This window comes from Sorangiineae bacterium MSr11367 (genome assembly GCA_037157805.1).
GTDB classification, from domain to species: domain Bacteria; phylum Myxococcota_A; class Polyangia; order Polyangiales; family Polyangiaceae; genus Pendulispora; species Pendulispora rubella.
The window spans coordinates 6,224,647-6,247,499 of sequence record CP089983.1; the positions used below are offsets into that span (position 1 = coordinate 6,224,647).

The window sequence follows — 22,853 nt, forward strand, 5'->3', positions numbered from 1 at the left end:
TGCGTTAGATCGCCGGGCGAGAGGCCCGCACGGAGTCGCGGAAGAGCGCCGCTTCGTCGCTGCGGTTCACGCGTGCAAACAGCTTCGCCAGAAACGCGAGGCATGCCCGCACGGCTTCGTCGTCGTCCGTCTCGCGGGCGCGGGCGAGCGCGTCGAGCCCCTCGAGCAGTGCATCGTCGAAGCGCCCCGCGAACGAGAGGCCCACGCCCAGGGCGAGCGCCGCCTGGCATCGCTTCTGCGGGGTTGGCGGCGTGGCACCGTCGGCATCGCGGCGCGCTTGTTTGAGCGTACGCAGCGCATCGCCCACCTTGCCGCGCGAAAGGCGCGCCATCGCGTGCATGCGGTTCGCCAGCGAATCACGCTCGCCGGTGGCCTTGAGGCCTGCGCTCCATCGCTCGAGCGACTGCGCATCGCCTCCGAGCAGCGCTTCCTTCGCGAGCTGCGTCAAGCGCGCGGCCAGCGACTCGGCATCGGCGGTCTCGATTTCCTCGGGCTCGGCCTCGCGGACCGATCGCGGAAGCGGCGTGGTCACCGGCGGGATCACCAGCGGCAGCACCGCGCGCATGCTGCGCGACGGCGGGACCTGTCCGCCCTTCCCGCGTTTCCACGGGTTGTCCATATCGAGCGGCACCCCCAGCACCTCGACCCCCGCCTCGGTGGCGAGCCTCGGTTCCTGCGTGTTCAAAAGGCCCTCGAGCGCCGCGCGCACGCTCGCATGCAGGAGCACCTCCCCTCCCCGCGCGGTCCGCGAGAGCGCCAGCGCGATCACCAGGGGCTCGCCCCAGGCGAGGCCTGACCGCTGCGCACTCGACGACGAGCCGGCGAGCGGCTCCATCGCGCCTTGCGCGATGCCGCACGCCCACGTCTCCTCTTCGGGCGCCGTGTCCTCGTCGGCGGTGATGGCCAGGTGAATCGCCTCTTCGATCGCGTCCGAATCCCACGCGAAGGCAAGGCTGAGCGCCGCCCATGAAACCAACGTCGCCCCCAGCGCTTCCGCGCGCTGCATCAGCTCGCGCGCACGCGCAAGGTACACGCGGGCCCCCACCGCGGACATGCGGTAGCAAATGACGATTTTTTCCGACATCAAACCCGAATGCGCTTCTTCAACGCGGCCAGCTCGTCGTCGATGTCGGATTTACCTGCACCGTCGCCGCTTCCGCCGCCCCCGCCCGATCGCTCCAAGTCTCGGAACCGCGCCTCGAGATCGCGCGTTTTCTCCGGGTTACCGAGGGCTTCCTCCACCTCGGCCATCGCGCTGTTCTGCGCCTCGCGCCCCTCGATCTTCTCCTCCATGCGGCGGAAGTTCTCGAAGGCGTTCGACCCGCCGCGGGCGCCCAGCCCCTCGGTGCCGGAGCGTGCCTGCTCGGCGCGCGTCGCGATGGTCGACTTGCGCATCTTGATCTCTTCGAGCTTCTGCTCCATCCGCTCGAGCTCGGCCTTCATGTCCAGCGCGTGATTTTGCTGCTCCTGCCGAGACCTCTCGACGTTTTCCGCTTCGCCGGTGACGCGCTTCTTCTGCTTCAGCGCTTCGCGGGCCAGGGCCTCGTCCCCCGTCTTGAGAGCGAGCTCGGCACGGCGTTCCCACTTTTCCGCCTCGGCGACCAAGTCGTCGTGCTTCTTTTTGAGCTGCTTGGCGCTCGCCACCGCGGAGATGACTTCCTTCTGCCCGCGTTTGAGCTGCTCCGCCATTTCCTCGACCGTGAGATCGAGGAGCTTTCGGTCATCCTCCGCTTTATCGAGCAAACTGTTCACATTGCTCGAGATGACCTTACCCATCCGGTCGAAGATTCCCATGAGCTCACCTTATGTCTTCGCGGCCCGACTGCAACCACGTGCCCCACGCGTTTTTGAGCAGTTCGAGCTACCCACCCCGGGATAATATTAGCACCCAGTTGCCCCGCGCGTGGGCCATCGTGCAGCATCGGCCGCGCAAGCGGGTCTTGGGGCAGGCGAAGCGGAGGTTTCCATGCCGACGTGCAAAGTATGCGAGAACGAAGTCGACCAGCTGGTGAGCGTGAAGGTGGCAGGAAAAGCCAAGAAGATGTGTGAAGACTGTGCGGACCGCGCCCGCGAGGAGGCCGAAGTCGCCGAGGCCAGCGAGTCCGTCGTGCAAAACATGATGGGCTTCAAAGGCCGGCGTTAACCTGCTCTCCCCCGTGCCCATGCCCGTGCCCGCGCCCGATCTTCTCTCTAGGAACTGTCGGGATCGGGCAGGGGCACGTGTACGGGAAGAGTCGGCGCTTTATTACTGATTCTTGTTCATGATGTGGATGGCGTGGCCGAGCGCGTGCTGGGCCGCCTCCATCATGGCTTCGCCCAGGGTCGGGTGCGGGTGCACCGTGAGGCCGATGTCCTCGAGGAACGAGTGCATCTCCAGGGCGAGCATGCCCTCGCTGATCATGTTGCTCGCCTCGGGCCCGACGATGTGAACGCCGAGCAGCTCGTGGCTCTTCTTGTCCGCGACCACCTTGATGAAGCCATCCGTCTCGTTGATGGCCATGGCCTTGCCGAGCGCGGTGAAGGGGAATTTGCCGATGCGCACGTCGATGCCGCGCTCTTTGGCCTGCGCCTCGGTGAGGCCGCCGGTGGCGATTTCCGGATCGGTGAAGATGACGCCCGGGATGGAGACCCAGTCCTTCGCCGCCTTGTGGCCAGCGATGATCTCGGCCACGACCTCGCCCTCCTTCGTGGCCTTGTGCGCGAGCATCGGCTGCCCGGACACGTCACCCACGGAGTAGATCGACGGGATGTTCGTGCGGCCGTTCAGGTCCGACGGAACGAAGCCCTTGTCGATCTTGACGCCCAGCTCCTCGAGGCCGAAGCCCGCGCTGTTGGGCCGCATGCCCACGGAGACGAGCACCGTGTCGACGACGAGCGTGTCGTGTTTGCCCTCGCCCAGGTCCACCTTCACGGCGAGGGAGCCGTCCTTGTTCTTCTCGTAGCCGAGCGCCTTGGCGTTCTTGAAGATCTTCGCGCCGTGCTTCACGAGCTTGCGCTCGACCACCGCGGTGAGCTCCGGATCCGTGCCGGGGAGCAGGCTCGGCGTGGCCTCCACGACGGTGAGCTCCGAGCCCAGCTTCTGGTACACGGTGCCGAGCTCGAGGCCGATGACGCCGCCGCCGATGACCAGAAGGCGCTTGGGCACCTCCTTGAGGCTCACCGCTTCTTTGGCGCCGATGATCTGCTTGCCGTCGAACTTGAACGTCGGAATCTCGATGGTCGTCGAGCCGGTGGCCACGACGATCGCGCGCGCATCGATGGTCTCTTTCTGACCTTCGCGCGTGGTGATCTCCACCGTGTTCGGTCCGGTGATGCGGGCCGTGCCAACGATGAGCTCCGCCCCGTTCGTCTTGAGCAGGGTGCGGACGCCGCCGGTGAGCTTCTTGACGATGCCGCCCTTCCACTCCTGCATCTTCGGAACGTCGACGCGGACGTTGTCGGCGAGAAGGCCCATCGTGGCGCCGTTCTTGGCCTTTTCGTACGTGTGGCTCGCGGAAATCAGGGCCTTCGACGGGATGCATCCCCAGTTGAGGCACACGCCTCCCACTTCGTCCTTTTCGACGATGATGACCTTCTGTTTGAGCTGTCCCAAGCGGATCGCGCAGGGGTAACCGCCCGTTCCCGCCCCAATTACGACCGCATCAACCGTCCTCGTCGCCATCGATTTCTCCTTCTGTTCTTCGTGAGCCTTCTACGAGCTTTGAGCTTTGCGAACTACGAGATAGCGCCCCGACGCTGCTCGACCAGGTGCCAGGGGGGGACGGCGTACACGTCCTCGAACAAACTTTCACGTGGCGGCGGCGGCATTGCCTCGACCTGGTTCACCGCCTCGCCGATCTCGGCGGCAAACTCCGCGTCGAGCTTGGCGTCCACCCCTTCGTCGACGATGCCGAGCACGGCGAGATGGCGCCGCAATCGGTCGAGTGGGTCTTTCTTCTTCCATGCCTCGACCTCCGCATCGGACCGATAACGCGTCGGGTCGTCGCTCGTGGAGTGCGCACCGATGCGGTAGGTGAGCGCCTCCACGAAGGTGGGTCCCCCGCCCTCCCGCGCACGCTGCGCGGCAGCTTGGATGACCGTGTAGACTGCAAGCAAATCGTTGCCATCGACGCGAACGCTGGGGATGCCGTACGAACGGCCTTTGATGGCGATGGTGCGCGAGGCGGTCTGGCGCTCGGTGGGAACGCTGATCGACCAATGGTTGTTCTGGCAAACGAGAAGGGCCGGCACTTTGTAGCGTGCGGCAAAGACCATGGCGGAGTGGAAGTCCGCCTCGCTGGTAGCGCCGTCGCCCATGAAGCCGACGGCAACGTGCGGCTCTTTCTTCATCTTCATCGCCCACGCGGTGCCCACGGCCTGCGGGATCTGCGTGCCGATGTTGGAGGACCAGCTGACCTGATTGACGCTGCGGCCCGAGTGGTGGCTGGGCATCTGCCGGCCTTTGAGCACGTCGCCCGAATTGCCGAACACCTGGGCCACGAAGGACACCAACGGAAAGCCGCGCACGAGCATGATGCTCTGCTCGCGCAATGCGGGGAACACCCAGTCCGAGGCCTCGAGGGCCAGGCCGGTGGCGATGGGCACGGCCTCTTGCCCCGTGCACGCGCCGTAGAAGCCGACGCGCCCCTGGCGCTGGAGCACGATCATGCGCGCGTCGATGGCGCGGAGACGGCGCATTTCGCGGTACGCTCGAAGGAGAACCGCGGGATCGACGACCGCGCCCGAGGCGCCGTAGTCCGCCGTGTCGTCGTCGCGCAGGACGCGGTGCAGCGCTACATCCGGGTCGGAGGTTTGCGTGGCATCGGACATTTGCCCGCGGACTCTACATCACAGGCAATACCCGAGGTAACCCGGAAAGCCCGTGACGGTGCCCGTGCATGCGCTCCCAGCCTGGCAGCCGCCGTAGCCGGGTTCGTCTCGAACGGCGGACGCGTCGAAAGGCGGTGCCTCACCGCCCCGGTGATAGCAGAGCGTGCGGCAGACGCCGGCGTCGGGCGGGCCCAGGCAAGCCAGGCCATCGGCGCAATGGTTGGCGAAGGAGCAGGTTTGTCCCACCGCTTTGCCGGGCGGCTGGACGATGTCGTTGCAGCGGTAACTGGTGCCATCACGCTGCAGGAGGCACGTTTGCCCGACGCCGCACGTCTGGATGCGGAACGGCTTGCACGCGGGTTTGTACGAACACACGTGGTAGAGCGGCGTTCGGCCCACGCCGCTGTCCTCGTTGGGGTAGACCAGGATTTCGCATGCGCCGGGGAAACCTTCGGGCACGCTGGAACCGCAGACCCCGTCGTCGTCCTGGCAGCAGTGCGGTGTGCATCGCGCCGTCGCGGCATCCCCCGCGCATGCGGCGCCGATGCACTCGAGGCCCGCGGCGCACTGGTTCGCGCGGCCCGGGCAGCACGATGCGCCCGCGGGGCGGTTGCCGGTGCCGGCGGCGACGCATGCGGTCACGTACCCCGCGTCGGTGTCTTGGACGATGCACTGCTGGCCTTCGGGGCAATCTTGAAGGACGAGATCGCACGCGGGACCTTGCACGGCGCTGCAGTGGCCGCGCGGACCGGAATCGCGTCCGCCGTCGAGGGCTCCGTCGACGGTGGCGTCGCTGCCGGCGTCGGCCGGTTCATTGGAGTCGGAGCTCGAGCAGGCCGCGAGCCATGCGCCGGCGGACCACGCCGACACGATCGCGAAGACAACGATGCAGCGATTCGCGTGCATGGGCTTACCCTCCGTCGCCGGGTCGTTTGCCGCACAAGACTTGGACGATGTAAGACTCTGGCTCGTTCACGCACGAGCGGACCGCAGCCCCGGCATCGGCCCCGGCGCACGAGCCCACCTTCTCGTTGTACACCTTGCACGGACCGACCGCCGCACGCTCGGTGCAATCGCGGAAGTCTCCGTCGCCCAGCGGCGAAAGCGGGCAGTTCGCCGTGCAGGCTTTGATCTGGCACTGCATCAGCGCTTGGTACTTGGCGGCGCAGCCGGACGCGGAAAAGTCGTTCGTCGCGTTCGCAATGCACGCGGCGCGGTTGGCCAGCCGGTGCGAAAGGCTGGTCTCGAGAAGCGCCGGTTGCTCCTTCGGCGTGCTCGTGTCGAAAATGCACGCGGTGCACGTCGCGTGCTCCGCGGACTTGCGGAAGTCGGCGCACGCGGGTGAATAGTACTTGGCGGCCGCATTGCCCTCGCAGAGCGATTTGAAGGAGTCGAGCTCCTCCTGCGTGCACGCGTTGCGGTACCAAGCCGGCGGGCGCTCCCACTTCGGCTCGAAGTCCTGAACGCTGGCCGGGGCGCAGGCGCTGCCGGCATCGGCGTTCCCTCCGGCGGAGTCCGAGGCGGCGCCGCTGTCGGTCGGAGCCGCTTGAGAATTGTAGTCGCCGTCGGACGACGAGCAGCCCGCCACCCAACCGACGACGCCAAATACGCCGCCGGCGACGAGCGCGAAGGGGACCAGAGCGAGAGGTGAACCCCGTAGGGTCGAGAAGACAAAGCGAAGCACAGCGACCCTTAGTTTAGTAAATCCGCGTGAACATGCACACTCCCCAGGTCTCGCCCCAGGTCGCAATCCCGATTTCGGCCCCCCTTGCGTACCGCATCGTCGTGGATCCGTCCCGGCGGCAATTCGAGGGCGAGCTCCAGTTCGACCACCCGGCTCCCGGCTCTCCGGTAGACCTCGCGGTGCCGACGTGGGTGCCTGGAGCTTATGGCTTCATGCGCTACGGACGCGACGTGTTCGATGTGCAGGCGGTCGAGACCCAGACCGGGACACCCCTTCGCGTCGAGCGACGCGGCTTTGGGGGCTACCGCGTCGAGGGAACGGCCCGATCCATCACGGTCCGTTGGCGGGCGAGCTCGTGCGACACGGCCTGGGGAGAGCTGGCCGGCTTCATCGAGGGGGCCTGGGCCGTGCTTCTCGCCACGCGTTACCTGTTCGTTCCGGCGTGTGCCGATGCGCCATGCCGCATCGCGTACGAGTTCCCCGCCGGCTACCAGGTGCACCTTCCGCGGGCCGAGTACCCGAGCTTTCGCGCCCTGCTCGATGCGCCGGTCGTCGCTTGGAAGAGCGACGTGACGCGCATCACGCGGCGGTCCAAGGACAAGGATCTGCACTTCGTCTTTCTCGGCAGCGCGCTCGGCTTCGAGGCGGAGGCACCGCGCTTCGTCGACGACGTGTGCGCCCTCGCCGAGCGGTGCCACGACGTGTTCGGCTCGTACCCATTTGACGCGTACACCTTCATCTTCGGCTTCGACCCGCGCTTTCACTGGGGGCTGGAGCACGCGGATGCGACCATGATTGGCCTGGGCCAGGACGTGTTCATCGACGAGGAGGCCCGGTACGCGGCACTGCGGGTGAGCGCGCACGAGCTCGTACATGCCTGGAACGTATGCCGGCTGCGACCGAGTGGCCTCGGTGAGGGCGAGCTCGACCTGGTCGCGGGAAGCTTCACCGATGGCCTGTGGGTCGCCGAAGGGTTCACGCGCTACTACGAGTTTCTGCTCCTGGCGCGGGCCGGCAAGCTCACCGCGTCGCGCTTCTTCAGCAACGTCGCGCGCTACCACCGCGCGTTGACGGATCGGCCGGCGTACGCGCACACCGTGGTCCGAGATTCGTCGCGGGCGACGTTCATCAACCACAACGCCTACCCCGGCGCGCACGATTCGACGCTCGATTACTACGACCAGGGCATGCTCATCGCATTCGACCTGGACGTGGCCCTCGGTCAAGCAGCTCCGGGCGAGCGCTCGCTCGATACGGAGTTTCGCGCGCTCTACGATGCCTTCGCGGCGCGCCCCGCCGGCTTCACCAGCGCGGAGGCCATCGCCTTCTGGACCGCGCGCACGCCGGCCATCGAGGGCTTTTTCGCCCGCGAGGTCAACGCCGCCGCCGGCCTTTCGACGTTGGAGCGGCTCCGGGCACTCGGCTTCGAAACGCGCACGACGACGACGTACCGCATTGGGGCCATCCTCAAGGAGGGCGGCAACGTCTTCGACGTCGTCGACCGAGGGCCCGCCGCCGAAGCGGGCATCGCCGCGGGCGACGAGCTTCTCACGGTGGACGGCTTCGCCTTCTCGACGAAGGCGCTCACCTGGGCCATCGCCCGCGGCACCGAGATGACCCTCGGCTTACGCCGCGGCCACGTGCAGCGCGAGGCCGTGCTGCGCCCGCGCGCCCAGGACCGACTGACCTCCCTCGTGTGGCGCGGCGACACGGTAGCCCTCGCGCACCTTCGCAGCTGGCTCGGGCAGCCCGAGCTCACCTACGCCGACGGCGAGGCCATCCCGCTTGCGCACTACGACAATTTCCACGGCACGCTGGAAGCGATTTGACGCTCAGTCCGCACCGGCATCGCGCGGAAGCCCGCGCCCACCGTGGACCCTCTGCCCGATGCGGGGCTGGTCGTCTTCGCGCTCGCAGGAATCGCAGCCTGCGAGCGCAATCGAAACGCCGAGGATGGCGGCCAGGAGGCGTTCAACCATTCGTGGGCGCGTCGGTGGAGGCATCGCCCGCGTCCGTCGTGCTGGCATCCCCTGCATCCGTCGTGCTGGCATCGCCCGCGTCCGTCCCCGCGTCGCCGGTGAGGGGCGTGCCGCAGAATGCGCGCGCAAAGCCGATCACGTCATTGACGGACTTGTTCCGCGATTGGGTGACCGCGACTTGGTCGGTCGCGGAAGCGCAGTTGGTGTCATACACGACCTTCTCGTTCGCGCACGAGCCCCCGGTGGCCAGCACCTTGGCGTTGCACGCATCCAGCTCGGCGTTCGACCCGCACGTCTGGCATGCCCAAATACCGCATGCGATGACGTTGTGGTACGCGACCACGCAAGCCTGGGAAGCGCCCACCTGATTGGCCAGATAACCCGGGGTGTTTGCGAAACCGAGGAGGTAGGCGCCGAAGGTCGAATCACCCTGTTTCGTCCCGAACAGGCAATCCCAGCAACCCTGAACGCCCTTGAGGAACGCGTCGCATGCTGCCGGCGTTCCGGTGGTGCCGTCGATGCAGTTCCGGTTGAACCCCGTCAGGTCCTGTTCCGTGCACTTGCCCGCATCTTTGTACGACGGCCCGTAGCCGGGATACCCCGTCGAGGGCCCCGCGCACGCGTCCAACGGGGCGAGGCTGTTGCCCGTGCCATTGCATCCCGACCCGTATCCGCCGACGGCGATGAGCAAACACGCGCCGAGGAGTCCACCACCTGCCTTCTTCCACATGACCAAACCTCCGCAATCTAACTAAGGATCCCTCACTATACGTGGAGACGAGGAAAAGACGAACAGGACCACGTACGCGACCAAGACGAAAAGCTCTACCTTCGAGACCGATTCTGCGCGCGCGTGGTACGCCTCGAGTCGCATCCCGAGTTCGCCCACGTTGCGCACTGCGCCCGCGTGGTGAAGTTCCGCGATCTCGGGGGCGATGCACACGCCTTCTACCACGGCGAGGGCACCCGCGATCAGGGCAGCGCCCATGCGGGCGGCGTCGATCCGCTGGATTCTCGGCCTCATGAGCACCGATGCGAGCTCGCGCCCCACCACGATGGCCGCACACGCCATCGCAAAGAGGTCGAACCTTCGGAACACGAGGGTCATGGCATCGGCGCTGTACGGCGCGGGCACGTTGCGAAAGACCAGCGGGGCGCTGATGGCACCGAGCGCGACCAGACCGCCGAACCACGTGCCCCAGGCCAGCAGGGCGACCGCATTGGAGCTCCTCTCGAGGGTGTGGTCCGTCTTCATAGGTACATCCTGATTCCGTGGTGGGGATCGTGTGTACCGATCTCGAGCGCGGCCTGGGTGGAGGCGAGGATCATCGGCGGGCGCTTTTGAATCGAGACCTCAAGCCGCGCGTGCGCAATCTTCGTGTTGAGGCAATAGGTCATGGGGGAATCGGGGTTCGGGTAGTGCAGGCCGACGAAGTCGTCGTCCTCGGCCCAGAGCTCGCCCTCGATGCGCGCGAGCGCTCCGTGGCCGCGAAAGCTCCAACGGCGCAAGCCGATGGTGCCGCGGTTCTTGACCATCTGCATGACGCCGTTCAAGTCGTAGCGCACGCCGCGATGGCGCAGGCAAAGGATGGTGCTCACCGGGGTGAGCACGGGGCCGAGCTTCACGCGGGCGCTGGTCCCTTCGAACATGACGTCTTCGCCGCCCGTCCACGCGTTGCAATGGCCCCACGCGTACGTGTGCGCATTGCGCTTGCCCCAGTTGTGGCCGAGCAGCGCGGGCCAGCCCTCGACGTTCACCGACTCGCCGCCCACGTCGATGGTGCCGTAGACGCGCGCATCGGGAAGCAGCGAGACGAGCTTCGAGCTGGGGAATGGCCCCTCGTACATGAACGTGCGCGGGAAGTGCAGGAGCGGCGGGCCATTCGAGGAGAGGGTGAGATCCCAGCCCACGGAGCGGTTGCCGCCCTCGAGTCGGCCGCGTGCGATGCGCGCATCGAGGGTCACGCCGTCGATGCGGATATCGAGCTCGCTGCGCGAAAAGCGGGCGCGCTCCAAGGGCACCTGCTGCTTGACGGCGACGTGCCCGCGGTCGCGGTCGAAGAAGATGGCCCACGCCTCGGCGACCGCCCGCGACGCATCGTGGCGCCCGGCGTAGATCGTGTGGCGAACCCACAGGGCGCGGCGCCCCGATGGCTCGTTGGCCTTGAGGAAATAGCTCTCGACGTGGGGGCGCGGCAGGGCCGGATCGAAGCGCGCGCCGGCGTAGTCCTTCGGGATGGGAGCAGATTTGGGCATCAGGCCTTCACCGAATAGGGACCGCGCTGCAGGCGTTGGAGGGCATCGGCCCGAAGCTCCGGCTCGACCGCGTCGTCGGGCATCGCCGCGATGGTTTCGCGCAAGTCCACCAGGCGCGCGCGCCCGGCGGCCACCACGGCGGCCGAACGCGTTTCGCGCTTGGCTGCGCGGAGATCGCGCGCGATCTCGGCCCGCGCGCGGGGATGATCCATGCGGGCCAGCGCGATCTTCGCGTGGAAGGCGCACGTGTCACGCAACCCCAGCCAAGTTTGCGCGCCCCAGGCCCGGCGTTCGAGCTGCGGAACGAGATCGCGCAGGCCGAGCTCTCCCGCGATCTCGACGGCCTCGCGCTCGTCTTCCTTGTCGGCGCGGAGCTGCCCGCGCACGACGCGCTCGATGATCTCGTGCCCGGTGTCGTCGCCCGCCTTGGCGAGGAAGATGGCCGCCACCACGCGGACCTGCCGCGCCGGATCGTGCAACATCTCGCGGGCGCGCGGGCCGAGCTTCATCCACGACGCCGCACGCTCCGAGCGCGTGCCGTCGCACGACGGTGGCGGCAGGTGCTTCGCCGCCGTGTCGATGCGCTCTTCGGCGATGCGCAGCGCGATGTAGCGAACCGCCGCGTCCTCGTCCGACGTCGCCTTTTCCAGGGCCTCCAGCGCGTCTTCCTCTTCTTGCGCGACACGGCAGAACGCGATGATTCCTTGGTAGCGCACCTCGGGCCGCGCATCGGAGAGCGCGCGGCGAAGGCGGGGCAGCGCGCGCACGTCACCGATTTCGCCCAGGGCATTCAGGGCCATCTGCCGCACGTGAAGATCGGCATCTTCCACGGCCACGAGCAGCGCGCTCAACGCCTCGCTCGCCGCGAGATCGCCGAGGGCCACGGCGGCGGCCGAGCGAACCTCCGCCGCCGCATCCGAGGACAGCGCTTTCTCGAGCAGCGGGATGGCCCGCGTGCGCACGGCCGCATCGCCTTGGGCATGCCGCACCAGATCGGCGATCGAGGAGACGCGCGTGGAAGGCCGCGTCGATTCGAGATCGCGCACGGAGGCTTCGAGGTTTCTGGCAAGCGGCGGCGTGAGCATCGCGGTGTAGGTCCCTTTTACGTCCGTTCGCCCCCGGCGGCCAACAGCATGGATGCGCTCGTGACGAAGACCGCGAGCGCCCCCACCGTGAGCACGTGCGGCGCGCGAAGCATGGCGGCAACCCCTTGATCGAGAACGTTGCCCAGGGAAACGCCGTCGTGCGGTCCGAAGCCGACGAACGCGAGGGCGGCCTCGCTCACCACGATGGCCGAAGCCGTCGACCCCAGCTGGACTTTGACCACACCGAGCAGATTCGGCAGCACATGGTGCCAGAACACCCGCGGGGGCGTCTGCCCCAGCGCGACCGAGGCGTCGACGAAGGCCGCCGCCCGCAGCACGCGCGCCTGGGCCAGGGCGAGCCGCGCGAACGGGGCCCACGCGGTGAGCGAGAACACGAGCCCCAGGTGCCACCGCGTCGGACTGCGCACCGCCGAGAGCACCACCAGCGCGAGCAGGAACGTGGGAAAGGCCTGCAAGAGATCGCAGGTGCGGGCCACGCCGCGTTCGAACCGACCGCGCGCGAATGCCGCCGCCGCACCGAGCGGCGTCCCCAGGACGAAGCCGCCCAGCGCCACCAACACGGCGAGCACGATGCCCCGAAGCTCCGCATGGGCCGTGAGCGACAGCAAATCGATGCCCCCCTCCCCCGATCCAAAAGGCCGCGCCACGCTGGGTGCCGTCCACGCCAAGATGGGATCGAGCCGGGTCGGCGAGCCATGGCCAAAGAGCACCACCGCGGCCGAAAGGAGAAACACGAGGAGCAGCGGAACCGCCTTCACGAACGCACCCGCGGGTCGATGGCCGCATGTACGGCGCCGGCAAGGGCTTGCGTCGCCACGAAAAGCGAGCCCGCGGCCACGACGGAGGCCTCGAGCACCGGCAAATCCCGCGAGGCGTACGACTCGAGGATCAAGGTGCCGAGCCCGGGCCGCTCGAAGAGCCGCTCCAAGACGACCGCACCGCCGAGGAGCGCGCCGAGCTGCGTCCCGATGGTGGTCACGATGGGGCCGGCCGTCGCGGGCAGCCCGTGCAGAAACCACGCGCGGGCAAAGCTCCCGCCCTTGGCCCGCACCACCGTGAGAAACGGGGCGCCGCTCACGTCCTGAAGGGCCGCCCGCCCGATGCGGGCCACGTGCGCGGACAGCGGCACGGCGAGCAGCCCGCTGGCAAAGGCGAGCCCGAGAAGGCCCGCGTCGGGATCCCCCGGCAGCGGAAGTACGCGCCAGCGCACGGCGAACACGTAGGTCAGAAGCGGCGCAAACGCGAGCAGCGGCGTCGAGGCCACCACGACGAAGGCCCGCTCCACGTGGCGCCGCCCTGCCCCGAGCCACGGCCCCACGGCGAGCACCGCCGAGGTGACGCCCACCACCGATCCCATCGCCACGGCCAACCCGGCAAGCTCCCCGGTCGGGCCCAAGGCCTCGAACACGCGGGTCGCCGCACGGACGCCGGGCCGGCGAAGGGAGTCGCCGAAGTCGAGCGTCAGCAGGCCTCGCAAGAAGCGTGCATACTGCACATAAAGCGGCCGATCGAACCCCAAACGCGCCCGCAGCGCGGAAAGCTCCGCAGCGCTGGCTTGGTCACCGAGGATCAGGGCCGCCGGATCGCCCGGCAGGGTGCGCAGGGCCAAGAAGACCAGCGACGCGAGGACCACGAGCAGCGCGATGGCTTCGGCGCCGCGCCAGGCCATCGCAACGAGGCTGCGCGCAAACGAAAACGTAACGCGGGAGGCCGGTCTACCCGCCGCCATCGGCGGAGGCATCTCCCGCATCGGTCCCGGCATCCGTCGCACCGGCATCCGTCGCGCCGGCATCGGGCTTCACCGGCGACGAGGCATCGATGTTCGGCGGCTCCACCACCGACCCCGGCTGGCAAACCAGCGGATTGTCCGGGGACGTCCCGGCGTCGAGCGTCCCACCGACGGTGGGGACGCACACCTTGCGATCCTGATTGCGGTCGAGGATCTGCGCGAAGTACGGCGCAATCCCCGGCGCGGCGCAGCGGTATTCGGGGCGGCAGTCCGAGTCGGAGTCGCAGTGCTTCACGCAGAAGCTTTTGGCCGAGCGCTGGCTGCGGTCGCTGTAGGGGCAACCGTCCACGGCCGCGTGGAACTGCACGCAGGCGGCCTCTTCTGGACATCTGTCCGGTTGGCAATTGAAGACGGTGCAGTATCCGCCGGGCTGCGAATTGTCACAAAGGCGGTCGCCCGAGGACGAGCAGTTCGTCGACACCGTGCAGCTGTCACCGATGGAGGGCGTGCACCCGGTTGCAATGAGCGCGGAAATCAAGAGGCTAAGGCGGCGAAAAAGCATGAGCCGCGCCGACCGTAGTCGCCTCGCGGAAAAGCAGCAACAGGTCTTGTTTGACACAACGGGAATCGGCCCGTAGGTTGCGCAGCAAACGATCATGTCGACGTACATCACGGCGGACTGCATTAATTGTGGAGCATGCGAACCGGAGTGCCCGAACGAGGCCATTAGCGAGGGTGACGAAATCTACGTCATCGATCCGGAGCTCTGCACCGAGTGCGTTGGATTTCACGATCACGAAGCCTGCCAGGCCGTGTGCCCCGTCGAGTGCTGCCTCCCGGATCCGAACCACACCGAGGACGAGAAGATCCTTCTCGAGCGGGCCCTCCGCCTGCACCCGGAAGATGAGGAGCTGAAGAAGGTAGCGCAGGCGAACGAGTTCCCGTCTCGCTTCCGCAAGTGAGGCGGTTTCCGGGGGCCAACGCACATCTCGCTTTTCTCGGGTTGAGCGCAGCAGCCGTTTGTCTCGGCGGCTGCGCGGGCGGTGCGCCATTGCTGCACCCCGCACGGGCCTTGGGCCCCGGAGAAGTGCGCGCCGCGGGAGGTTTGAGCGGTCAGATCGCGGTGGGCTCTGCAGCGGACGACCTGCGCGTCGCCCGCGAGCAATCCGCGGCCGGCCCCGAGCCGCAAGGCCAGCCGGGCACCAATCCGGCCTACGCGAAGGGCGCGCTCGTCGCGGCGGCCATGGCCCCCGGCTTGGCGCCGTACGTTTCGGCGCGCGTGGGCGTGGGGTCCGGCGCGGAGGGTGGCATCACGTACACCGGACGCGCGGCACGCATCGACATCCGCAAGGCGTTCGACTCCGGCGCGTGGTCGTACTCCGCCGGTGTGGGTGTATCCGTCCCCTTCTATGGTCAACAGCAAGGCAGCACGTTGACCAACGTGGACCTGGAAAGCCTGCGCGGTTACGGCGCCGACGTGCCGCTGCTCGTGGGCTGGGAAAGCGCGGGCGGCATCTACAAGGTATGGGCCGGCCCGCGCGGCGGCTGGGAGCACGTCTCCATCGGGGCACTGACGACCGAGCCAAAACCCTCGGCGCCGGGGCCGGAGTTGTCGGCCGATCGCTTCTACGTGGGCGCCGTTGCCGGCCTCGCCGTGGGCTTTCGGCATGTGCACATCGCCCTGGAATTTGCCGGGTCGTACACGCACATCAACGGCGAGTACAACGCGAGCAAGGTCACCGTGACGGGCTTCGCGCTCACCCCGGCCAGCTCGCTCTGGTGGACCTTCTAACGAGCGAGGCCCCGACGCCCATCGTACTTGGGCCCGCTTGAGTACATACATTCATGAATGTATATTATTTCCATGAACGAAACACCGCTTCTTTCTCCCCTCGCCGCCCTCGGCCTCCTGGAAAAGAGCTTCTTCGAGTACCTCGGCAAGCTCTCCCTCGGTGCCGAGGAACGGTCCATCCGCACCCGCATCGGGGACCTCGCGCCGAAGACGCGACACCTGGTCCACAACGAGCTCGATGAAGGCAACGTGGGCTTCACCTTGCTCGCCGTGGCGGCGTACGACGTGTTGCAACCGCAACTCGGACGCGAAAAGGCGCTGCACGTCGTCGACGCGTGCCTCAACGAACCGCTGCGCGCGTGGGTCCTCGAGGGGACGGCGGGCATGCTCGACGCCTCGCCCGACCCGTTCGAGTCCATCACCCGAAGCTCGCGCGAGCGCGAAGCGCACTACTTCGGGCCCTCCTTCGCCTTCGAGCGGCCCGTCGATGACGGCTTCGGCTACGTACTCCACGTGCGACGGTGCCTCTTTCACGAGACGCTGCGAGCCCTCGAACGAACCGAAGTGCAGCCCGTGCTATGCCGCTTCGATCTCAATTGGATCGATGGCATCGACCCCGCGCGCCATCGTATGCGCTTCGCCCGCCCCAGCACCTTCGCCACGGCGGACCTCTGTCGCATGTGGTTCATGCGGCTCGAACCGCCGATGCTTCTGAAAAAAGCCCATGGCAAGACGAACCCCTGAAGATGCCGCCAAGACCCGCGATGCCATCCTCGATGCGGGCCTTCGCGTCTTCGCGGAGCTGGGCTTCGCGGCCGCGCAGCTCGAAGAAATCGCCAAGCGCGCCGGCGTGACCCGCGGGGCGTTCTACCACCACTTCACGAACAAGGCCGATCTGTACCGCGTCATCCTGCGCGAGCGATGGGCCTCGGTGATGGCCCCCGTGCTCGACGTCCTTCGCACCGAGGCCAAGCCCGCCACGAGAATCCGCAGCTTCGTCGCCGCGTTCCTTCGGTCCGTGCAAACCGATCCGCAGATGCAGGCGTTGATGCAAATGAGCCTCTCGGGCGACCTCTCCCTTCCCGATTTTCGCGACGACACGGGCGTCGCCCACAAGCAGGACGCGCTCGAGGAGCTAACGCTCTCCCTGGCCGAGGCCCTGGAGTCCGCAGGGCACACGACCGACGCGCTCGATCGGGCGCGCACCATCGTCATCTTTCTGAACGGCGCCGCGATGTCGGCCACCTTGCACCCCGCGTCCATGTCCGCCCCGCCCGAGCGCCTCGCAGCGTTGTTCCTCGACGGCGTTCTCTAAAGGAGACAGCAGGAGAGAGTTCACAGGAAGACGGGAAGACGGGAAGTTTTTTTGAGGTTGTCCAATCCGGCGGATGGACCAACTGGAACCCCAAAAACCTCTCTGGTCTTCCTTCCCGTCTTCCTGTGAAATTCTCTGCCGTTTCCTCTAGGCGAGCGCGCGCTCGACGAGCTCGACGACGCGGGCGGCGACGGCGCGGTGGTTGTCACGCCACTGGATGCGGCCTTGGCGGCCGACGACGTTGGTCACGCCCAACACGGCGATGCAGGGCACCGAGGCGGCGGCGCACGCGGAGGCGACCGCGAAGGCCTCGAGGTTCTCGACCTCGGCCCCGCTGCGCGCGGCCAGGGCCTGCGCGAGCCGATCGTCCGTCGCAATGCCCAAGGTGCCCGCGGTCACGGCGGGAATGCATCCGGCGGCCGCGAATCGTTCCATCCAGGCCCCATCCATCGGCGCCTCGGTCGCCATGGGCGGCGGGAGGGCCGCTTGGTCCTGCGCCACCCCCGCGTCCGCCAACACGGTGCGGGTGACGACCACGACCGATCCCACCGCAGGCGCGGCCCCCGGATACACGCCGCAGCTTCCCACCAGAAGAACCGCGGGCGGCCTCGCCAGGGCCAACAACGCCCCCGTGGCGTGCGCGGCCGTGACGAGACCTACACCGATCGCCCGTGCATCCTTGCGATAGCGCTCTGAAAATGGCTCGAGCTCCGGAGGGAACGCAGCAAGGATGAGCATGTGATCTTAGGTTGCCTGACCCGGCATACCCGTCTACCCTTAATCGTCGTGTCGGCTCGGACTCGAATTTTATCGCTCGCGGGACCTCTTTTTGGGGTGCTCAGCGTTGGCTGCTCGGCCAATTTGGCAGCCTCCTCGGAATCAACCGACGCGGAAGCGAGCGCGGTCACCGGCATCGTGACGGTGGAACGCACGACAGGTGTCAGCGGCGCAGACGCCCCGAAGAGCGACATCATCGCTCGGTTCGTTCGCTCGCGTGCCGGCGTCGTGGACGACGATTCGCTCCGTCTCGTGGGCGCCGCCATGGAGCTGCCCGCCGTGGGCTCGTGCAGCCGGCTGCCCGCGGCAAGCTCCGCGACCAAGGCGGCACGCAGCCTCGAGTTGCTCAATGTCGGCGCCCTCTCGTTCGAGTTTCCAAGCGGCCGCGCAAGCGGGACCGGGGCCGAGGCTCAAGGAAGGCCCGAGGCCAAATTGGTCGCGCGCCACCTGCCGGACGTGGTCGACCTCGTGAGCGGCGTCGTCTACACCGCCCGCGGCGAGGGCGAGGCGTTTCCGGCCAAGGGACGCTACGTGTTTCGCGCGGCGGGTTCGCCGGAGCAAGAGATTGCCCCCTTCACGGTGGAAGCCACCGCCAAGGGCGAGCCGGGTGACATCCGCATCGCCGACCAGTCCCTTGCGCATCGGGCCGATGGGGCCCCGGTCTTCCTGCCGGCGGTCGATCCCACCGAGGTCACGTGGACCGCGGAGGGCTCGGCCGACGACGATGTCGTCTACATCGACGTGTCGGCCAAGACCGCTGCCGCAGGTGGCAGCGGTGCCGGCGCACGCGATGCGGGCGTCCGCTGTACCTTCGCGGACACCGGGCGTGCCACGCTCGCTGCGACGGCGTTCGTTGCGGACGAGGGCACCATGGCCATTCACCGCGTGCACCGCGAGTCGTTCCGAGCCAGGGGCATCGACTCGGGTGTGCTCCGTTTCGATTTCGCGCGCGTCGCCTCGTACCGGCGCCGCTAGAGGAGCCTCGAGGGCGTTTGAGACGTTGGTCAGGCTCCACGCGGATGTGCGTGCTCGGTTGCATGCTTGTGTCGACGGTCGCCATGGCCGCCGCGCCCACCGTGCAGAAACCCAAAAAGCCGAGTGCGAAGGCCGCGCAAGCCAGCGCGCGCATGCGCAGCTGGCATACGCCGACGCCGAACAAGGCGCCGCCGGTCGACGACGAAGGCCGCCCGAAGCTGGTGCTCTATTCGCTGAATACGAACGACCGCGTCGAGATGGCCGCACGCAGCGACCACGGCGGCTTCTCGGCGCGCGATCTGGATCGCGCCGCGCGCGTGCTCCGGGATTCGCGCAACGGGTGTGAGCACCCCATGGATCCGCGGCTGCTCGACCTGGCCTACCGCATTCAGACCAACTTCCACGCGCAGGAGCTGCGCATCATTTCGGCGTACCGGGCGCCGCGGAAGCATCGCAAATCGAACCATGGCCTCGGGCGCGCGCTCGACATGATCGTGCCGGGCGCCAGCGACGAGGAGGTCGCGAAGTTCGCGCGCGAGCTCGGCTTCGTGGGCATCGGCGTTTACCCCTCGAGCGGGTTCGTGCACGTCGACGTGCGCTCGCGCAGCTATTTCTGGGTCGATCGCAGCGGCCCCGGGCGACGAAACCGCGAACGCGGCATCCTTGGCGATCTCGCCGCGCGAAGTGATTCGCAAGCCGTCACGCGCGGTGAGCACCCTACCCCGCCCTTCGCACCGCTCGGCGATGTCGATGCGTGGCTCCGCGCGCGCACCTCGCATGCGGCCACACCGGCCCCTCCGGACGAGGACGACGACGAAGAGACGATGGAGAACGGCAGCGGCACGCCCGACGGCGCGGAGTTCTGAGGCGGTGCGCGATGGATGACGACATCGCGAGGTTGATCCGAGAACACCGCATCGCCGACGCCGCCGCCCTGGCGAGCGCGCGCGGGGATGCCATCACCGCGAGTGCACTGTTCGAGCGCGCCTGCGAATGGCACCTCGCCGCGAGCGAGGCCCTGCGCGCGAACGATGCGGCACGGGCCATGCGGCTTGCGGTCCTGTCGCGCGACGGGGCCCTGATCGAGCGCGCGCTCGCGACGTTGGTGGCGGCACCGTCCGCCGCCGAGCCCGTGGCCGCGGCGTTGGAGGCCCACGGCGATCATGCATGGGCGGCGCGCATCTTCGAGGCGGTGGGCCGCTCCGCCGAGGCCGCGCGTGCATGGGACCGCGCCGGCAACGCCGTGCGCGCCGCCGAGTTGCTCGAAGCAGCCCACGACGTGGTGGGCGCCGCACGCGTGCTGGAAACGGCGATCCGTCGGGCGCCGCTGCATTGGCCGAACCAACTCGCGCTGGGCGGCCTTCTCGTTCGATACGGCAAGGCCCAGGCGGCTGCGCGCACCCTGCAGGGCATCCCACCCGATGCGGCCGAGCGACTGCCAGCGCTGCACCTGCTCGTGCGCGCGCTCGAACAGCTCGGACTCGAGCAGGCGGCCGCGGAGGCCAAACGCGAGCTCGTCGCGATGGGCGGCGCGCCCGCGTCCGAGGAGCCGGCCGCACCCATCCGCGCTTCGCGCCCTCCGACGACGCGGATCTACGGTCGCTACGAGGTGGCCCGCGAAATCGCGTCCACGCCGAGCTCGCGCGTGCTCGAGTGCATCGACACGGTGCGCGGAGAGCGCGTGGCCATCAAGATTTACGCAGGCTACAGCGCACGCGGTGCAGGGCGCGACGTGCTCGCGCGCTTCGAGCGCGAGCTGCGTGTCCTGGCATCGCTCGATCACCCCAACGTGGTGCCCCTTCGCGACTACTTCCCCGACGGCCCCGCGCTGGTCCTCGCCTGGATGCCCGGCGGCACCTTGGAGGAGATGCTCGCGCGCGGTCCCATCGCCCCTGCCCGTGCGGTCGAGATCGCGTGTGCCCTCCTCGGCGCCCTCGAGGAAGCGCACCGCGTGGGCGTCCTGCACCGCGACATCAAGCCTTCGAACGTGCTCTTCGACGGCGCCGGAACCGCACGCCTCGCCGACTTCGGTGCGGCCCACCTCGGGGATCTCTCGGCGACGGCCACCGCCGGCGTCATCGGTACCCTCTCGTACATGAGCCCCGAGCAACGCGCCGGCGAGCCGGCGTCCCTCGCGAGCGATCTGTACGGCGTCGGGGCCGTGCTCTTGGAAATGCTCACCGGCGAGCGCGCAGGCGAAAGAAGCCCGCACGGCTCGGACACCGCGAGGCGACCGAGCGCCAGCCATCGCGATCTCGACACGCGTCACGACGCGGTGGTGCACGCGCTCGTCGCACACGAACCCGCACGCCGTCCCAGCGATGCGCGTTCGGCACGACGCGCCCTCACCGCCCTGCCCTGGCCCGCGTGGTTTGCGACCTCCGCACCGCGACCGAGCGCCCCCTCCGAGGGAGTGCGGCGCCGCTCGACCGAGCTCGAGGAAGCTTCCGCCCGCGTCCATGCCGGAGCTCCAGGCCAGCCCGACGTGGACGCATGGCTCGAGAGGCCCATCCTTCGCGTGCCGCTCGATCCGACCACGCTGGCGCGCGCCTCGGCCTTCGCCCGTGCCGACCATCCCGCGTTGCAGATCGTCTACCGCGTGGACCGCCGCGCCAGCGAAATCTGGCTCGACGCCGATGACCGCCCGCTCGATCGCTGGCTTACCGACGACGATCGAACCCGGCTCACCAGCGCGCTCGAGGCGCTTCACCGTGCGGGCATCGTTCACGGCAACATCCACCGCACGCACGTTCGCGTGGGTCCCTCGGGACACGTGATCTTGCGCTTCGCTCCACCGGCCTCACCGGATGCACGCGAACCACACGTTGCGACAGCCGACCACGATCGCGAAGCCTTGTTGCGGCTCGTGTAACCTTTTTCGCCGGTCGCGACGACGCCGGCGCGTGGTAGGGACCTTCGAAGCCCACAATGATGATCCGCGCACGCGAAGTCGGTCGCCTGGTCGAACTTCGCTACATCCCCCCAACCGACGTGGCCGATCTGGATGAGCGAGCCGTTGCGAGCTTGGTCGAATTCCTCGAGGCCGTTCCGAACGCCGTGATGTGCGTCGATCTTCGCCGCGGCACCGTCCTCCCACCGCACCTCGCCGATCGCCTCACCGCGTTGATGCAAGGCATCCGTGGTCACTTCGAACGGTGCGCCGACATCGTTTCGACCTCACAAGCGACGGCCCATATGCAGATCGAGCGCATCAGCCGTGCGTCCGCCGACCCCGCGCGCCGCGTCTTCACCGACCCCCACGCGGCCATCCGCTGGCTCGACGAAGTTCTCGATCCCGAGGAGCGGGCGCGCCTGCGCATCTTCCTCCTCGGGCCGGGGCAGACCTTCTAACTTGGAATCACAGCGCCCACTTGAACATGATTTGCGCCAGATTCTCGTTCACGCCCCTCTGCAAATAGCGATTGAGCGCAATTTGGTATTCGATACCGGCGTAAAAATGCCGGTCGGTGATACGCGCCAGCTTGCCGACGTCGAGCAGGAACTGGGGCTGCGATGTGATGAAGGGCCGGCCCTCCTGCGGAATGGCCGCACACTTCGGATCCGCGCCGGGAACGCGCTCGCACGCCGTGAAATTGCCCTTGCCCTCGCCGAACATGCCCCATTGGATGAAGCCCGCGAAGACGAAGTCGGTCAGGTTCCACAGCGGAATGGTCATTTGCCATGCGCCGCCGATCTGAAGGTCGACCCCCTTCAAGGACCAGTCGTCACGGATGACCGTCGTCGCGGCCACGAAGTCGAAGCCCGGGATCTTCAGGTCCCATTGCAAGCCGTAATAATTGAGCATGCCGAACTTCGACACGTGCTCCATCTCGTAGCGAAGCGACACGTCACCGAGCGCACCCCAGTTCCACTTCTCGCCGCTGATCTTCTCGCCGATCCGCTTCGCCGAAAGCGTGAAGGCCTGCCCGCCGAAGAACCCTCCCTTTTCGTTCGGCAGCACGTTGGAGTCGGGCGGCGTGAACGGCCCAGTGATGTCGTAGTAGAGAAAGAACGTCCCGTACTGCCAGGGCTGGAACGTCTTCACGGTGTAGATCGTGCGCTCTTTCGCGCCGTTGAAGTCGTCGTTGTAGTTCCACCCGTGAAGGATCTCCAGCGAGGTATCGGCGGCGGCGGCCGACGCCCACGAGGTACAAAGCACGAACGCGGAGATAAAGAGTCTGCCCTTCATCGCATTGACACCCTGTCGTTGATGGGCCGTCACACGACGGACCCGGACGTGAGAAGAGGGACTTGCGCGCACGATGGGGGTCGCACGGCCAAGCCAAGGTTGAGCCTGAAAGGGAGGACCCTACCATCCCACGAGGATCGCCGGGGTCAGCAATTGTGAGCGGTGTCAACTATTCTGCGTTTCGGGCCCGTTTCTAAGACCATGGCGCGATTCGCACTTTCAGTACGAATGAAAATATCACC

26 protein-coding genes are annotated in these 22,853 nt (G+C 67.7%); 10 read left to right on the forward strand and 16 right to left on the reverse strand.

The genetic code is table 11. From position 1 onward, the window contains the following. Positions 1-4 precede the first annotated feature (4 nt). A complete protein-coding gene (locus LVJ94_23800) occupies positions 5-1,084 on the reverse strand; it encodes a hypothetical protein (GenBank protein WXB10240.1) in 1,080 nt (359 codons plus the stop codon). Continuing rightward, a complete protein-coding gene (locus LVJ94_23805) occupies positions 1,084-1,794 on the reverse strand; it encodes a PspA/IM30 family protein (protein WXB10241.1) in 711 nt (236 codons plus the stop codon). Before LVJ94_23805 ends, LVJ94_23800 begins: the two co-directional genes overlap by 1 nt. Before the next feature lie 172 nt (positions 1,795-1,966). Here LVJ94_23805 and LVJ94_23810 point away from each other — a divergent pair, with 172 nt between their 5' ends. After that, complete coding sequence (locus LVJ94_23810; GenBank protein ID WXB10242.1) at positions 1,967-2,143, forward strand: hypothetical protein; 177 nt, start codon at positions 1,967-1,969, stop codon at positions 2,141-2,143. A 102-nt stretch (positions 2,144-2,245) separates the two neighbouring features. Here the strand turns inward: LVJ94_23810 and lpdA are convergent, their stop codons facing one another. Genes lpdA through LVJ94_23830 form a run of 4 tightly spaced genes read right to left on the reverse strand, consistent with a single transcriptional unit; the run spans position 2,246 to position 6,493 of the window. After that, positions 2,246-3,661 carry a dihydrolipoyl dehydrogenase gene (lpdA, locus tag LVJ94_23815; GenBank protein ID WXB10243.1) on the reverse strand — a complete coding sequence of 472 codons (1,416 nt, stop codon included), beginning with the start codon at positions 3,659-3,661 and terminating at the stop codon, positions 2,246-2,248. Positions 3,662-3,714: 53 nt separating this feature from the next. Further along, a complete protein-coding gene (locus tag LVJ94_23820) occupies positions 3,715-4,809 on the reverse strand; it encodes a thiamine pyrophosphate-dependent dehydrogenase E1 component subunit alpha (protein WXB10244.1) in 1,095 nt (364 codons plus the stop codon). Positions 4,810-4,827: 18 nt separating this feature from the next. Then, entirely contained in the window at positions 4,828-5,715 is an 888-nt protein-coding gene (locus tag LVJ94_23825) for a hypothetical protein (protein WXB10245.1), read from the reverse strand. Positions 5,716-5,719: 4 nt separating this feature from the next. Further along, the gene (locus LVJ94_23830) at positions 5,720-6,493 is read right to left on the reverse strand and encodes a hypothetical protein (protein ID WXB10246.1); all 774 of its coding nucleotides are present in this window, start codon (positions 6,491-6,493) and stop codon (positions 5,720-5,722) included. Between the two features lie 32 nt (positions 6,494-6,525). Between LVJ94_23830 and LVJ94_23835 the strand changes: the two genes are divergently transcribed. Next, positions 6,526-8,322 (forward strand): hypothetical protein, encoded by a 1,797-nt coding sequence (locus LVJ94_23835; GenBank protein ID WXB10747.1) that lies wholly within the window; start codon positions 6,526-6,528, stop codon positions 8,320-8,322. 3 nt (positions 8,323-8,325) lie between these two features. Here the strand turns inward: LVJ94_23835 and LVJ94_23840 are convergent, their stop codons facing one another. From LVJ94_23840 to LVJ94_23875, 8 genes are read right to left on the reverse strand one after another with little or no spacing between them, the layout of a single operon-like run. After that, a complete protein-coding gene (locus tag LVJ94_23840; protein WXB10247.1) occupies positions 8,326-8,472 on the reverse strand; it encodes a hypothetical protein in 147 nt (48 codons plus the stop codon). Then, positions 8,465-9,202: a hypothetical protein gene (locus LVJ94_23845; GenBank protein WXB10248.1), complete on the reverse strand. Its 738-nt coding sequence runs from the start codon at positions 9,200-9,202 to the stop codon at positions 8,465-8,467. The genes LVJ94_23840 and LVJ94_23845 overlap by 8 nt, the downstream gene beginning before the upstream one ends. A 21-nt stretch (positions 9,203-9,223) precedes the next feature. Continuing rightward, positions 9,224-9,727: a DUF4149 domain-containing protein gene (locus tag LVJ94_23850; GenBank protein WXB10249.1), complete on the reverse strand. Its 504-nt coding sequence runs from the start codon at positions 9,725-9,727 to the stop codon at positions 9,224-9,226. Beyond that, positions 9,724-10,728 (reverse strand): hypothetical protein, encoded by a 1,005-nt coding sequence (locus LVJ94_23855; GenBank protein ID WXB10250.1) that lies wholly within the window; start codon positions 10,726-10,728, stop codon positions 9,724-9,726. The genes LVJ94_23850 and LVJ94_23855 overlap by 4 nt, the downstream gene beginning before the upstream one ends. Next, positions 10,728-11,813: a HEAT repeat domain-containing protein gene (locus LVJ94_23860; protein ID WXB10251.1), complete on the reverse strand. Its 1,086-nt coding sequence runs from the start codon at positions 11,811-11,813 to the stop codon at positions 10,728-10,730. Before LVJ94_23860 ends, LVJ94_23855 begins: the two co-directional genes overlap by 1 nt. 17 nt (positions 11,814-11,830) lie before the next feature. After that, on the reverse strand, positions 11,831-12,592 hold the full coding sequence (locus LVJ94_23865; protein WXB10252.1) for an ABC transporter permease subunit: 762 nt from the start codon (positions 12,590-12,592) through the stop codon (positions 11,831-11,833). Beyond that, on the reverse strand, positions 12,589-13,563 hold the full coding sequence (locus LVJ94_23870; GenBank protein ID WXB10253.1) for an ABC transporter permease: 975 nt from the start codon (positions 13,561-13,563) through the stop codon (positions 12,589-12,591). Before LVJ94_23870 ends, LVJ94_23865 begins: the two co-directional genes overlap by 4 nt. After that, entirely contained in the window at positions 13,550-14,125 is a 576-nt protein-coding gene (locus tag LVJ94_23875; protein WXB10254.1) for a hypothetical protein, read from the reverse strand. Before LVJ94_23875 ends, LVJ94_23870 begins: the two co-directional genes overlap by 14 nt. 94 nt (positions 14,126-14,219) lie before the next feature. Between LVJ94_23875 and LVJ94_23880 the strand changes: the two genes are divergently transcribed. The 4 genes from LVJ94_23880 to LVJ94_23895 all read left to right on the forward strand — a co-directional run bounded on the left by LVJ94_23880 (position 14,220) and on the right by LVJ94_23895 (position 16,670). After that, positions 14,220-14,525, forward strand: a complete 306-nt coding sequence (locus LVJ94_23880) for a YfhL family 4Fe-4S dicluster ferredoxin (GenBank protein ID WXB10255.1) — start codon at positions 14,220-14,222, stop codon at positions 14,523-14,525. Between the two features lie 41 nt (positions 14,526-14,566). Next, positions 14,567-15,355 (forward strand): hypothetical protein, encoded by a 789-nt coding sequence (locus LVJ94_23885; protein WXB10256.1) that lies wholly within the window; start codon positions 14,567-14,569, stop codon positions 15,353-15,355. A 72-nt stretch (positions 15,356-15,427) separates the two neighbouring features. Next, a complete protein-coding gene (locus tag LVJ94_23890) occupies positions 15,428-16,099 on the forward strand; it encodes an L-2-amino-thiazoline-4-carboxylic acid hydrolase (GenBank protein ID WXB10257.1) in 672 nt (223 codons plus the stop codon). Beyond that, positions 16,080-16,670 carry a TetR family transcriptional regulator gene (locus LVJ94_23895; protein WXB10258.1) on the forward strand — a complete coding sequence of 197 codons (591 nt, stop codon included), beginning with the start codon at positions 16,080-16,082 and terminating at the stop codon, positions 16,668-16,670. The genes LVJ94_23890 and LVJ94_23895 overlap by 20 nt, the downstream gene beginning before the upstream one ends. A 147-nt stretch (positions 16,671-16,817) precedes the next feature. On the opposite strand, the gene LVJ94_23900 is transcribed toward LVJ94_23895, so the two are convergent. Continuing rightward, positions 16,818-17,408, reverse strand: a complete 591-nt coding sequence (locus LVJ94_23900) for a hypothetical protein (GenBank protein WXB10259.1) — start codon at positions 17,406-17,408, stop codon at positions 16,818-16,820. 96 nt (positions 17,409-17,504) lie between these two features. On the opposite strand from LVJ94_23900, the gene LVJ94_23905 reads away from it, so the two are divergent. The 4 genes from LVJ94_23905 to LVJ94_23920 all read left to right on the forward strand — a co-directional run bounded on the left by LVJ94_23905 (position 17,505) and on the right by LVJ94_23920 (position 21,773). After that, positions 17,505-18,422 carry a hypothetical protein gene (locus LVJ94_23905; GenBank protein ID WXB10260.1) on the forward strand — a complete coding sequence of 306 codons (918 nt, stop codon included), beginning with the start codon at positions 17,505-17,507 and terminating at the stop codon, positions 18,420-18,422. 62 nt (positions 18,423-18,484) lie between these two features. Beyond that, positions 18,485-19,288: a DUF882 domain-containing protein gene (locus LVJ94_23910; protein WXB10261.1), complete on the forward strand. Its 804-nt coding sequence runs from the start codon at positions 18,485-18,487 to the stop codon at positions 19,286-19,288. 11 nt (positions 19,289-19,299) lie between these two features. After that, positions 19,300-21,294: a protein kinase gene (locus LVJ94_23915; protein WXB10262.1), complete on the forward strand. Its 1,995-nt coding sequence runs from the start codon at positions 19,300-19,302 to the stop codon at positions 21,292-21,294. Positions 21,295-21,350: 56 nt separating this feature from the next. Further along, positions 21,351-21,773 carry a hypothetical protein gene (locus LVJ94_23920; protein WXB10263.1) on the forward strand — a complete coding sequence of 141 codons (423 nt, stop codon included), beginning with the start codon at positions 21,351-21,353 and terminating at the stop codon, positions 21,771-21,773. Positions 21,774-21,780: 7 nt separating this feature from the next. Here LVJ94_23920 and LVJ94_23925 read toward each other — a convergent pair whose 3' ends face one another. Then, complete coding sequence (locus LVJ94_23925; protein ID WXB10264.1) at positions 21,781-22,611, reverse strand: hypothetical protein; 831 nt, start codon at positions 22,609-22,611, stop codon at positions 21,781-21,783. Between the last annotated feature and the right edge of the window lie 242 nt (positions 22,612-22,853).